Genomic DNA, 11,939 nt, shown 5'->3' with positions numbered 1-11,939 from the left:
CCCAACCACTCAAGCAAGCGGAGCCCAATCATGGAAAAACGCGAAGAACTCTACCGCGGCAAGGCCAAATCGGTTTACAAGACCGACGACGCCGACCGCTTGATCCTGCTGTTCCGCAACGACACCTCGGCGTTCGACGGCAAGCGCATCGAACAGCTCGACCGCAAAGGCATGGTGAACAACAAGTTCAACGCCTTCATCATGCAAAAGCTCGAAGAAGCCGGCGTGCCGACCCAATTCGACAAGCTGCTGGGCGACAACGAGTGCCTGGTCAAGAAGTTGGACATGATCCCGGTCGAGTGCGTGGTGCGCAACTATGCCGCCGGCAGCCTGGTCAAGCGCCTGGGCGTGGAAGAGGGCATCAAGCTCGAGCCATCCACCTTCGAACTGTTCCTGAAGAACGACGAGAAGGGCGACCCGTTCATCAACGAATCCCACGTTGTCGCCTTCGGCTGGGGCACCGCCGAGCAGCTGGCAGAAATGAAGAAGCTGTCGCTGAAGGTCAACGAAGTGCTGAACAAGCTGTTCGATGACGCCGGCCTGCTGCTGGTCGACTTCAAGCTGGAGTTCGGCGTATTCCACGGCCAGATCGTCCTGGGCGACGAGTTCAGCCCGGACGGCTGCCGCCTGTGGGACAAGGAAACCCGCAAGAAGATGGACAAGGACCGCTTCCGTCAGGGCTTGGGCGACGTGATCGAAGCCTACGAAGAAGTTGCCAAGCGCCTGGGCGTGCCGCTGTAAGCGGCCTGTTCACGCAAGCGCCTGATACCACGCGATTTTTTTTGAAATAAAGGTTTGCGTTTTCAAAATTCGCTGGTATGATGCGCGGCATTGGAGAGATGCCGGAGTGGTCGAACGGGACGGATTCGAAATCCGTTGTACTGGCAACAGTACCTAGGGTTCAAATCCCTATCTCTCCGCCATACAAGATGAGGCCCCTGGAAACGAAAGTTTTCGGGGGCTTTTTCGTTTTGGGCGATTAATTTTTTCATGCCCAATTCAGCATCATCCAGCAGTGCCTTGGCCATTGCGCTCAGATAGTGTGCGGCCCAGATCAGCTTCTCATCCCGCTCCATTACACCGGTCAAGGTCATGTCTCGTACATAGCCCATGAGCTCGGATGCCTGTTCGCGGGCGGCTTGGCAGGGGATGCCTGGCTCTATGCGGAATAGAGGTTGGGTCTGGCCTTCTGCTTGGTAGACGCGGGTTTTGCCAACTGTGGTGTGGTGCTGGGTGTCGTCTGTGGCCATTGTTTTTTCTCCCTGAAATTCTTGTGGCCTGTGCCGGCCTCTTCGCGGGGCAAGCCCGCTCCCACAGGTCCTGCGGCGCCCCCCCCCCAACCTGTGGGAGCGGGCTTGTCCCGCGAAGAGGCCGGCATGAGTAGCCCATCACTTGAGCCTTAGTGCAACGATCTTGGTTCCGTCGGCAACTGCACTTGGCGCTGCAGCTGCATCAGCGCCGATTCCAATCCAAGCAGTCGCAATGGTTTGGCAGGGGCGAGAGTATGAATCGGAAATGGACTACAGGGTATGGGAAAAATCTCATACAGAAAGATTCTGCAGCGCTCAGCTTTGCGGATTTAGGCGCCGGCTGCGGCGGGTCAAAACGGTTGACGGGCGAATCAACTTTGCTCAAAATCGCTCGCGAGGGCTCAATAAGAGCAGGACTGATCTGGATCATGGCGATATCGTCAGGTCAGTGTGGATTGTGCGAGTCGCCACTCGTACGGTAGCGGTAACCGGCAACAATGGTTAGCTTCCGACCCCTTTCAGGACTCCCGTCCTGGACGTGCTAAGCAAGCGCTGCGACTACCAGCCCTCCTGAATTCCCCAAAAGGCACCTACGGTGCCTTTTTTGCTTTCAGCGTACCGACTCGGGTGGCATTGCGGCCACGGTGCACCTTGAATGCGGTGACGACTGAATAGAAGTTGATGTCGGCGTTATCCATTTGCGGCGAAAGCACCGCACAACCTTTCGCCCCGCGCACTATAGCCAAGCGATAGCCTTCGCGAGTCTGATGGAATTCGCACAGGACCTGAGCACCTGGGCAGATAATAGCGGCCACAAACGCGGGTACCTCGTGAATGCTCAAGCAGCCCCATTTCGGCAATTCGTGACCATGCCCCGACCAAATATGGTTTACGCCAAATCCGCTACTGAAACCGAAGTGCTTGCCCACTCGAAGGTAAATCTCGCCGCCCGGTAATGACAGATTCCGACTGGGTGAGCGAGTATCGGAAACGGACTACAGGGTTCGGTATAAATTCGAATTGTACCTAAAGGCTGTCGGTACTTTTGCGTGAATCAGTGCAGCCGTTTGCCCGATTTTTGCTTTGTATTGCCAATGTAACCATGCGTTTCAATGCAGCGGCGAAACGCGACTTTTGTCCCGACCCTCTGAGCCACCGTGCTTGAGGATGTACTCAAGCGCAATGGTTTCCTGGGTGATGGACAGCCGATGGCGGCGGGTGCCGGGAAAGGCGTCGTTGTGCTGCTCGCTGAAGCATCGGCCTCCGGGTGGCTGGGTGGGACGATGATATTGCAGCAGTGCGCCGGGTAGTCGCGTGGTTCGCGCAGCATCAGTTTGCGCAACGGGTCATCGTCGGCTTCGAGCCACTTCATCTTGGCGTGCACGCTGTCGCCGGGGATGTGCGGGATGCCGCCGGTGATGACGCGCATGGAGGTGCCGGCGTGGGTGTCGACGGCGTGAATGGTGCGTTTGAATGACATGCGGGGCGGCCCTTTATTGTGGTGTTTGAATGGGGTCTGGACCGCAGGATAAAGGGGCTGTGTGGGGCTGTAAGGCGAATAATTCCGATCGGGTGATCGGTTTTCTGAATGGGGTTTGGGTTCGTCTGTGCCGGCCTCTTCGCGGGGCAAGCCCGCTCCCACAGGAGTTGTAGAGAACCTTGTGGGAGCGGGCTTGCCCCGAGAAGAGGCCGGCACAGGCATGGCTTACCAGCGCAACGAAACAGTCCCGAGCAGCGTGCGTTCCTCACCCCAATAACACCGCCCGGCGTTATTGCACCCGGCCACATACTCTTTATCGAACAGGTTGCGAGCATTGACCTCGACCGACCAGTTGTCGTCGATCTCATACCCCACCTTGGCATCCACCAAGGTCACGTCGCCGGTATCGAGCTTTCCGTACAGGCTGGCCGGGGTATAGGCGAAGGTGCTGTCGAAATGACGCACGCCGCCGCCGATGCTCAGCCCTTTGAGCAACCCATCGCGCATGCGATAGGTACTCCACACCGACGCCTGGTTGCGCGGCACGCCAGTCATCTGGTGGTCTTCATACAGCGATCCGGCCACATCCTTGGTGATGCGCGAGTCGGTGTAGGTGTAGGCCGCCGTGACGTTGAGGTTTTCGTTCAGGTCGCTGTTGAGCTCCAGTTCCACACCCTTGGCGCGGCTGGCGCCGATCTGGCGATAGTCACCCACCGCGGCGTCGTACAGCACATCGTCTTTCTTGCGCAGGTCGTATACCGAGGCGGTAAAGGCGGTCTTCCAGCCCTTGGGCTCGTACTTGATGCCCACTTCATACTGTTCGCTGGTGGTTGGGTCCAGCGCACCGCTTTTGCTCTCGGTCTGCTGGGTTGGAGCGAAGGCGGTGGAGTAGCTGAAGTACGGCGACAGGCCGTTGTCGAACTGGTACATCACGCCGGTCTGCCAGGTGAAATCGCTGTCCCAACTGTCCATGTCGGCTTGCGCGTTGAGCGTGCCGGCCTTGTTGCGGAACTGGCTGTTGACCCGGTCCAGACGCCCCCCGAGCAACAGCACCCAGCGGTCGACCTTGGTTTGCAGCTGGCTGTAGAGGCCGTACATGGTCTGTTCGAGCAAGGCATTCTGCACGTGCAGGGGGGTGGTTGGCTTGCCGCTCCATACCGGGTTGAACACGTTGATGGTGCCGCCGTTGCCAGCGTCCCAGTCCTGGTTGAACGAGGTGCGGTCAAGGCTGGCGCCGAACAGTACGGTGTGGTCGAACGCACCTGCGTTGAAGTGGCCTTCGAACTGGTTGTCCAGCGAGTAGGCGATGGATTTGTTGTAGCGGTCGTACGCCGTGTTGCTCAAGGTAGTGCCGAAACCACCGTTGTTGAGGTTGCCCGGCCACATCTCCTGGCGGTCGATGCGCGACTGCAGGTAGCGCGAGTTCTGGCGGAACTGCCAGGTGTCGTTGAAGCGGTGGCTGAAGGCGTAGCCCAGGCTCCAGGTTTCGCGCTCGAAGTTGTCCCAGTCCGGGTTGCCGGACAATTGGTCCTTGTCGATCTTGCCGTTCGGGTTGTGCAGCAGGGTGCCGGCGGCGGGGTAGCCCAGTTCCATGAGGGTACGATCGCGCTGGTAGGTAGCGAGCACGGTCATGCTGTTGAAATCGTCGAAGTTCAAGGTCAGCGATGGGGCCAGATACAGTCGGTCATCGGGCTGATGGTCGATCTGGGTATCGGACTTGCGCCCCATCATCACCAGGCGGCCCAAGATGTTGCCTTCATCGGTCAACGGGCCTGACACATCGACGCCCAGCTGACGGCGATTGTGCGAACCGTAGCTCAGCTGCACCTCGCCACGCGCCTCGGCAGTGGGCCGCTTGCTGACCAGGTTGACCACGCCACCGGGTGCGTTCTCGCCGTAGAGGATCGAGGTCGGGCCGCGGAACACTTCAACGCGCTCCAGGCCGTAGGGCTCGCTGCTGGTGTCGTAGCGGTTACCTTGTACGCGCAGGCCGTCGCGCAGCAGGCCATAGCCGTAATCGGTGGCGTTGAAGCCGCGGATGAAGAACAGGTCGCCGGCCTGGCCATCACCACCGGCAAAGGGTGGGGAGAAAATCCCCGGCACGTAGCCGAGCACTTCGGTAAGGGTCTGCGACTGCTGGTCGTCCATGCGCTGGCGGGTCACCACCGAGACCGAGCGTGGGGTGTCGGCCAGGGCGCTGCTGGTCTTGCTGGCGGTGCTGCTGGCCACGGCGCGGTAGCCGGTGTCGCCTTGGCCATTGCTGGCCAGCTCGGCAGCGGCGTTGATGGCCGTGGCGTCCAGTTGTAGCGCGTTGCCATCGGCGGCGGGTTGCAGCACGTAGCCGGCATTGCCTTGTGGCACTGCTTGCAGGCCGCTGCCTTGCAGCAGGCGCGCCAGTCCTTGAGCAACGCTGTAACGCCCCTGCAGGCCCTGGCTGGTCTTGCCGGCAGCCAGTTCGTTGCTACCCGCCAGGTAGATGCCGGCCTGGCTGCTGAATTGGTTGAGGGCGCCAGCGAGTGAGCCGGGGGCGATGTCGAATGCCCGCTCGGCGCTGACCGCCTGCTCGGCATGGGCCAGCGCTGCCGGCAACATCAACGGCGCGGCAGCGCAGACCAAAAGCGGCGCGGCAAGCGCCAGGCGAAACGCGGGGTGGAGAGGCGTTGGCATGCGGGTCCCTGGAGTCGTTACGGTGATGTGATGTGTCTTGTGAGGGGTAAACCGAACGAGATCGAAAAAAGGGAACCAGATGGGTGATTTTTGCTTCTGTGCACTGAACCTGTGGGAGCGGGCTTGCCCGCGAACACCGGCAAAGCCGGTGCCACACACTGCGTTGCCTTCTTCGCGGGCAAGCCCGCTCCCACGGAGACTGCAAAACTCTGGATTTCGATGGAGTGCCTTCAAGATCAAGCGGGCTCGACGCTGACCCACCAGGGCGTCATCCGCTGCACGCGCACCGGCAGTGCCGCCTGCAACAAATCGAGGGCGCGGTCGGTGTCGTCGAGCGGGAAAGCACCCATCACCGATAGCTGGGCGACCTCGGGGTGCCAGCCCAGGTGGCCATGACGGTAGCGGCCCAGGGTCCGCAGCAGTTCCGCCAGCGGCATGTCCTCGGCATTCAGGCGTCGGTGGATCCACGACTCGCCGGCGCTCTGTGCCGGCCGCATGGTGCCGAGCGCCTGGGCGGTGAAGTCCAGCTGCTGGCCTGCCTGGACGATCCTGCGCTCACCGCTGAGCGCCGTACACACCGCGACTGCGCCGTCATACACCGTCAGCCGTGTGCTCTGACCTTGCTGGCAGACGGCGAAGCGCGTACCCAGTGCCTGCATGCGCCCTTGCGCGGTGTCGACGAAGAACGGGCGTTGCGCGTCAGGCGCGGTTTCCAGCAGCAACTCGCCGAAACGCAGGTGCAGTTCACGGGCAAGCGCCGAGAAATCGAAGTCCACCGCGCTTTGTGCGCCGAGCCACAGGTGGCTGCCGTCGGCAAGGCGGGTTTCCCGGGTTTCGCCGATACCGGTGGCCAAATCCGCGCTCCAGCCCGACACCGTTGTGCCGCGCCAGGCGTTCCAGCCAATCAGCGAGCTGGCGCCAAGCACCAGCAATGCCTTGAGCCCGCTGCGGCGGCTGAAGCGGCGCGCATCCTGCTCTCGCAATACTCGGCCAGCGCCCGTGGCCTCGGCCTGCAAGGGTGCGAAACGCTGGCCGACCCGTTGCACGTACTGCCAGGCGGCCTGGTGGTCACCATGCTGGTCGAGCCAGTGTTGCCACTGCTGGCGCACCTGTGAGGTGACGTGTTCATCCTGCAGCTGCACGTACCAGTGCGCGGCTTGCTCCAGGCTGGCATGGCTGAGTTTCTGAGCGGCAAGGGTCATGGCGTCATTCCACCAACAGGCCGTCGAGCTCGGCTTCGAGGATGGCGCAGTGCAGGAACGCCTGGGCCAGGTACTTCTTGACCATGCGCTCGCTGACCCCCACGTGCGCGGCGATCTCGCGATAGGCCAGGCCGTCGACCTGCGCCAGCAGAAACGCCTGGCGCACCTTGCTCGGCAGGCGCAGCAGCATGGCGTCGACCTCGTGCAGGGTTTCGACGATCAGCGCACGCTGCTCGGGGGAGGGCTGAAGGGCGACTGGCTGCAAGGCCAGGTGCTCCAGCCAGGCCTGTTCCAGTTTGTGCCGACGCCAATGGTCGATGCACAGGCCGCGGGCGATGGTCGCCAGGTAGGAGCGCTCGCCCTTCTGGCCGTCGAACTGGCGCGGGCGCATGAGCAGGCGCATGAAGGTGTCCTGCACCAGGTCGGCGGCATCCGGTCGGTTGCCCAGGCGTCGGTGCAAGAACCCCAGCAGCCAGCGCGAGTGGCTTTGGTACAGGGTACGGACCGAAACGTTCGGCTCAGGAATCGAAACCATGGCGGCATCCGGCGCAAGCGCGTAGTGGTGCGAATGAGAAATGCTCGCAATACTAGGGGTGCTTGAACGATACTGCAATCGCTTCGATGAGCGGTTGGCCAGCATGAGACAACCTGCCGCCTTGCCTCGGGCCGTGCAATTTGTTTGTGCTGGCATTTCATATACAATCCCCCGAAACGATTCAGCCCTGTCGGTCAATTCGACAAAAGCCTGGGTCGTTTTCTGGTTCTTTAAGCCGCTGAACAATGATCACAACAAGCCTGCGCGGAAGAACACGAAGCACCTGGGCCAGCCACAGGCCCTATCTCCGTTCTACTGACTGGAATTGATCAATGTTCAAGAAAGCTGGCAAGACCTTGCTGGGTCTGGCTGTCGCTGCGAGCTTCATGCAAGCGCACGCCGCAGAAACCAAGAAAGTCGATGTGCTGCTGGTCGGCGGCGGCATCATGAGCTCCACCCTGGCCGTGTGGCTGCACGAGCTGGAGCCAAGCTGGTCGATGGAAATGGTCGAGCGCCTGGACGGCGTCGCCGAAGAAAGCTCCAACGGCTGGAACAACGCCGGTACCGGTCACTCCGCGCTGGCCGAGCTGAACTACACCCCGGAAGACAAAGACGGCAACGTCAACATCACCAAGGCCATCGAGATCAACGAAGCCTTCCAGATCTCCCGCCAGTTCTGGTCGTGGCAGGTTCGTCAGGGCGTGCTGAAGAACCCGCACTCGTTCATCAACACCACCCCGCACATGAGCTTCGTCTGGGGCGATGACAACATCAAGTTCCTGAAGAAGCGTTATGACGCGCTGCAAGCCAGCCCGCTGTTCCGCCCGATGCAGTACTCCGAGGACCACGCGCAGATCGCCAAGTGGGTCCCGCTGATGATGGAAGGCCGCGACCCGAACCAGAAGCTGGCGGTGACCTGGGCCCCGATCGGCACCGACGTCAACTTCGGCGAGATCACCCGCCAGTTCGTTGGCCACCTGAAGACTCAGAAGAACTTCGACCTGAAGCTCTCCAGCGAAGTCCAGGACATCACCCGCAACAAGGACGGCTCCTGGCACGTCGAGTACAAGAACCTGAAGGACGGTACCGAATCGGCCACCGACGCCAAGTTCCTGTTCATCGGTGCCGGCGGCGGCGCGCTGAAGTTGCTGCAGAAGTCGGGCATTCCTGAAGCCAAGGAATACGCAGGCTTCCCAGTCGGTGGCTCGTTCCTGGTGACGGAGAACCCGACCATCGCCATGCAGCACATGGCCAAGGCCTACGGCATCGCCTCGACCGGCGCGCCACCCATGTCGGTACCGCACCTGGACACCCGCGTGCTGGACGGCAAGCGCGTGATCCTGTTCGGGCCATTCGCCACCTTCTCGACCAAGTTCCTGAAGAACGGTTCGTACCTGGACCTGCTGGGCAGCACCACCCTGCACAACGTGTGGCCAATGACCAAGGTCGGTATCGAGCAGTACCCGCTGGTCGAGTACCTCGCTGGCCAGCTGATGCTGTCGGATGACGACCGCTTCGAAGCGCTGCGTACCTACTTCCCGGACGCCAAGAAAGAAGACTGGAAACTGTGGCAGGCCGGCCAGCGCGTGCAGATCATCAAGCGTGACGCAGAGAAGGGCGGCGTGCTCAAGCTGGGCACCGAAGTCGTGGCCTCGCAAGACCGCACCATCGCAGGCCTGTTGGGCGCATCGCCAGGTGCCTCGACCGCCGCGCCGATCATGCTGAACGTGCTGGAAACCGTGTTCAAAGAGAAAGTCGCCACGCCTGAATGGCAAGCCAAGATCAAAGAGATCGTGCCGAGCTACGGCACCAAGCTCAATGATTCGGCGGCAGCCACCCAGCAAGAGTGGAACTACACCGCTGAAATCCTGCAGCTGGAGAAGCCGCCGGTGATCGACCAGAGCGTGGGTACCGCCACTGCTGTGAGCAAGCCGGTTGAAAGCAAGCCTGAGAACGACATGGCGCTGTAATTGGCCATTGTTGTGACAAGAAAACCACGGGGGTGACCTCGTGGTTTTTTTTTGCCTGTACTGGCCTCTTCGCGGCTGAAGCCGCTCCTACCGCCGCGAAGAGGCCGGCAACGATTCACCGCTGCCGCAGGATGCACTCCAGCAACCCAGGAAACCGCGCGTCGAGCATTTCGCTGCGCAGCGAATTCATATGGGTGGTGCCGACATTGCGCGTATGCACCAGCCCCGCATCGCGCAGCACGCGGAAGTGATGGGACATGCTCGACTTCGGCCGGCCACCGTCCAGCTCGCCGCAGCTGGCTTCGGCCACGCCCGCCAGGTGGCGGACGATCTCCAGGCGCACGGGGTCGCTCAAGGCGTACAGCAGGCGCTCGAGAATCAGGTCTTCAGGGTTGGGGTGTTTGTAGGCTCGCATGGTCGCCATGATAACGGGGGTTACATTAATTGCCATAGTTCGATTATAATCGAACTATCGTATTCAGATGACCTTGGAGTTTTCCCATGTCCGCATTGTTCGAACCCTACGCCCTCAAAGACGTCAGCCTGCGCAACCGCATCGCCATCCCGCCGATGTGCCAGTACATGGCCGAAGACGGCATGATCAACGATTGGCACCAGGTGCATTACGCAAGCCTCGCCCGTGGTGGTGCTGGTCTGTTGGTGGTAGAGGCCACCGCAGTAGCGCCGGAAGGGCGCATCACCCCCGGCTGCGCCGGTATCTGGAGCGACGCCCACGCCCAGGCCTTCGTGCCTGTGGTGCAGGCGATCAAGGCCGCAGGCTCGGTGCCGGGCATCCAGATCGCCCACGCCGGGCGCAAGGCCAGCGCCAACCGCCCGTGGGAAGGTGACGACCATATCGCAGCCGACGACGCCCGCGGTTGGAACACCCTCGCCCCATCCGCCATCGCTTTCGGCGCCCACCTGCCGAAAGTCCCAAGTGAGATGACCCTGGACGACATCGCCCGGGTCAAGCAGGACTTCGTCGATGCCGCCCGTCGTGCGCGGGATGCCGGTTTTGAGTGGATCGAACTGCACTTCGCCCACGGCTACCTGGGCCAGAGCTTCTTCTCCGAGCACTCCAACCAGCGCACCGATGCTTACGGCGGCAGCTTCGAGAACCGCACCCGCTTCCTCCTGGAAACCCTGGCAGCCGTTCGTGAAGTCTGGCCGGAAAACCTGCCGTTGACGGCCCGTTTCGGCGTACTGGAATACGACGGTCGCGACGAGCAGACCCTGGATGAGTCCATCGAGTTGGCGCGCATGTTCAAGTCGGGTGGCCTGGACTTGTTGAGTGTCAGCGTCGGCTTCACCATCCCTGAAACCAACATCCCGTGGGGCCCGGCGTTCATGGGGCCGATTGCCGAGCGCGTGCGCCGCGAAGCAGGCTTGCCGGTGACCTCGGCGTGGGGCTTTGGTACGCCGCAGTTGGCCGAGGGGGCGCTGAAGGCCAACCAGCTCGACCTGGTATCGGTGGGCCGTGCCCACCTTGCCGATCCGCACTGGCCGTACTTCGCGGCCAAGGAACTGGGCGTGGAAAAAGCCGCCTGGACCTTGCCGGCCCCGTATGCGCACTGGCTGGAGCGTTATCGCTGAGTTGCTGATTCAGCGGTAGCCTGCACCGGCCTCTTCGCGGGCAAGCCCGCTCCCACAAGTGAGCACTGTCTTCCAGATCAGTGCAGCACCTGTGGGAGCGGGCTTGCCCGCGAAAGGGCCAGTGCGGTTCAGAGCATGGGCGCCTTATGCGCGCCACCCCATCTCACGCAACGCCGCCAGCAACCGCTCGCCGCCCAACCCCGGCACCAGCACGCCATCGGCAGTGTGCATATCCTCCCCAGCCAGCATCGCATTGACGATCGATTCCTCCACCGCCTCTGCCGCCGCCATGAACAGCGGAGTGATGTGGTCGTTGTTGAGCATCTGCACTGCCTGGCTGAACGGCACGCCTTTACGCCCATACGCCGCCAACGGCAGTTGCTGATCGGCAGTCGAGAAGGCGACGAACAGATCACCGCTGGCATCCTCGGTACCGCCGCCGGTCCGCGCGATGCCGATCGATGCCCGCTGGGCCAGGCGCTGGCACTGGTGGGGCAGCAGCGGGGCATCGGTGGCGATGATCACCACGATCGACCCCATGCCTGGCTCACCGCGTTCGGCAAACGGTGAGGGCAAGTCGTCCAGCACGCGACCCACCGGGTAACCATCGACCCGCAGTTCACGGCGCTGGCCATGGTTTGCCTGGACCAGCGCGCCCACCGTCCACCCTCCCTGGTCCCGCGACAAGCGCCGTGAAGCGGTGCCGATACCGCCCTTGAACTCATGGCAGATCATGCCAGTACCGCCGCCCACCGCGCCCTCGGCTACCGGCCCGGGCTCGGCGCGTGCCAGCGCTTGGTTCACCTGCTCAGCCCCCACATGCTGCCCCCATATGTCGTTGAGCAGGCCATCGAAAGTTTCCAGCACCACCGGCATGCACCAGTACACCGACGGGTCGGCGAGGCTGTCGCGCTCGGCGGCGATCAGCGCATCGCGCACCACGCCGACGCTATGGGTATTGGTGATGGCGATCGGCGTGGTCAGCAGGCCCGCTTCGCGGATCCACTCAAGGCCCGTGGCATCGCCATTGCCGTTGAGCACGTGGACGCCAGCGAAGCAGGGCGCCAGGCGGGCCGCTGCCGGGCGAGGCTGAACCACCGTCACCCCGGTGCGTACCTGTTTTCCATCAAGGTCGGCAAGCAAGGTGCTGTGGCCGACCCGGACACCGGGGACATCGGTGATGGCGTTGTAGGTTCCGGGTTGGCCAAGCCCCAGGGTGATGCCAAGTTGACGAGCGCGCAT

10 protein-coding genes, 1 tRNA gene and 1 pseudogene are annotated in these 11,939 nt (G+C 62.1%); 4 read left to right on the top strand and 8 right to left on the bottom strand.

What is annotated here, in order from left to right:
• The first annotated feature begins 30 nt into the window (after positions 1–30).
• Together purC and ACIPZF_RS04780 are read left to right on the top strand one after the other, a co-directional pair.
• Positions 31–741: a phosphoribosylaminoimidazolesuccinocarboxamide synthase gene (gene purC / locus ACIPZF_RS04785; protein ID WP_012315794.1), complete on the top strand. Its 711-nt coding sequence runs from the start codon at positions 31–33 to the stop codon at positions 739–741.
• A 92-nt stretch (positions 742–833) separates the two neighbouring features.
• A tRNA-Ser gene (locus ACIPZF_RS04780) sits at positions 834–923 on the top strand.
• Positions 924–983: 60 nt separating this feature from the next.
• Here ACIPZF_RS04780 and ACIPZF_RS04775 read toward each other — a convergent pair.
• The 6 genes and pseudogenes from ACIPZF_RS04775 to ACIPZF_RS04750 form a co-directional block, all read right to left on the bottom strand.
• A pseudogene (locus ACIPZF_RS04775) lies at positions 984–1,250 on the bottom strand (DUF3077 domain-containing protein); the annotation flags it as partial.
• A 590-nt stretch (positions 1,251–1,840) separates the two neighbouring features.
• Complete coding sequence (locus ACIPZF_RS04770; RefSeq protein WP_400795819.1) at positions 1,841–2,179, bottom strand: hypothetical protein; 339 nt, start codon at positions 2,177–2,179, stop codon at positions 1,841–1,843.
• A gap of 125 nt (positions 2,180–2,304) precedes the next feature.
• Positions 2,305–2,730: a proline racemase family protein gene (locus tag ACIPZF_RS04765; protein WP_400795816.1), complete on the bottom strand. Its 426-nt coding sequence runs from the start codon at positions 2,728–2,730 to the stop codon at positions 2,305–2,307.
• A 225-nt stretch (positions 2,731–2,955) separates the two neighbouring features.
• Entirely contained in the window at positions 2,956–5,397 is a 2,442-nt protein-coding gene (locus ACIPZF_RS04760) for a TonB-dependent siderophore receptor (RefSeq protein ID WP_400795813.1), read from the bottom strand.
• A gap of 236 nt (positions 5,398–5,633) precedes the next feature.
• Positions 5,634–6,599, bottom strand: a complete 966-nt coding sequence (locus ACIPZF_RS04755) for a FecR domain-containing protein (protein WP_400795811.1) — start codon at positions 6,597–6,599, stop codon at positions 5,634–5,636.
• 4 nt (positions 6,600–6,603) lie between these two features.
• Positions 6,604–7,134, bottom strand: coding sequence for a sigma-70 family RNA polymerase sigma factor (locus tag ACIPZF_RS04750; RefSeq protein ID WP_400795809.1), 531 nt, complete (start codon positions 7,132–7,134; stop codon positions 6,604–6,606).
• 332 nt (positions 7,135–7,466) lie between these two features.
• On the opposite strand from ACIPZF_RS04750, the gene mqo reads away from it, so the two are divergent.
• Positions 7,467–9,104 carry a malate dehydrogenase (quinone) gene (gene mqo / locus ACIPZF_RS04745; protein WP_400795807.1) on the top strand — a complete coding sequence of 546 codons (1,638 nt, stop codon included), beginning with the start codon at positions 7,467–7,469 and terminating at the stop codon, positions 9,102–9,104.
• A gap of 115 nt (positions 9,105–9,219) precedes the next feature.
• Here mqo and ACIPZF_RS04740 read toward each other — a convergent pair whose 3' ends face one another.
• A complete protein-coding gene (locus tag ACIPZF_RS04740) occupies positions 9,220–9,555 on the bottom strand; it encodes an ArsR/SmtB family transcription factor (RefSeq protein WP_400795804.1) in 336 nt (111 codons plus the stop codon).
• Between the two features lie 50 nt (positions 9,556–9,605).
• Here ACIPZF_RS04740 and xenA point away from each other — a divergent pair, with 50 nt between their 5' ends.
• Positions 9,606–10,697, top strand: coding sequence for a xenobiotic reductase XenA (gene xenA, locus ACIPZF_RS04735; RefSeq protein WP_400795802.1), 1,092 nt, complete (start codon positions 9,606–9,608; stop codon positions 10,695–10,697).
• 144 nt (positions 10,698–10,841) lie between these two features.
• Here xenA and ACIPZF_RS04730 read toward each other — a convergent pair whose 3' ends face one another.
• Positions 10,842–11,939 carry a P1 family peptidase gene (locus ACIPZF_RS04730; RefSeq protein WP_400795799.1) on the bottom strand — a complete coding sequence of 366 codons (1,098 nt, stop codon included), beginning with the start codon at positions 11,937–11,939 and terminating at the stop codon, positions 10,842–10,844.

The sequence above is a fragment of the Pseudomonas sp. NPDC089752 genome (assembly GCF_044748725.1).
Lineage (GTDB): Bacteria > Pseudomonadota > Gammaproteobacteria > Pseudomonadales > Pseudomonadaceae > Aquipseudomonas.
The sequence above is the reverse complement of the archived record's forward strand: the minus strand, read 5'-3'. Positions and strand labels throughout refer to the sequence as shown.

Bases quoted from the DNA above. Each gene is read 5' to 3' on its own strand.
- ACIPZF_RS04765 (WP_400795816.1), bottom strand. From the start codon at position 2,730: ATGTCATTCAAACGCACCATTCACGCCGTCGACACCCACGCCGGCACC.
- ACIPZF_RS04755 (WP_400795811.1), bottom strand. From the start codon at position 6,599: ATGACCCTTGCCGCTCAGAAACTCAGCCATGCCAGCCTGGAGCAAGCC.
- purC (WP_012315794.1), top strand. From the start codon at position 31: ATGGAAAAACGCGAAGAACTCTACCGCGGCAAGGCCAAATCGGTTTAC.
- ACIPZF_RS04730 (WP_400795799.1), bottom strand. From the start codon at position 11,939: ATGCGCGCTCGTCAACTTGGCATCACCCTGGGGCTTGGCCAACCCGGA.
- ACIPZF_RS04760 (WP_400795813.1), bottom strand. From the start codon at position 5,397: ATGCCAACGCCTCTCCACCCCGCGTTTCGCCTGGCGCTTGCCGCGCCG.
- mqo (WP_400795807.1), top strand. From the start codon at position 7,467: ATGTTCAAGAAAGCTGGCAAGACCTTGCTGGGTCTGGCTGTCGCTGCG.
- ACIPZF_RS04740 (WP_400795804.1), bottom strand. From the start codon at position 9,555: ATGGCAATTAATGTAACCCCCGTTATCATGGCGACCATGCGAGCCTAC.
- ACIPZF_RS04750 (WP_400795809.1), bottom strand. From the start codon at position 7,134: ATGGTTTCGATTCCTGAGCCGAACGTTTCGGTCCGTACCCTGTACCAA.
- xenA (WP_400795802.1), top strand. From the start codon at position 9,606: ATGTCCGCATTGTTCGAACCCTACGCCCTCAAAGACGTCAGCCTGCGC.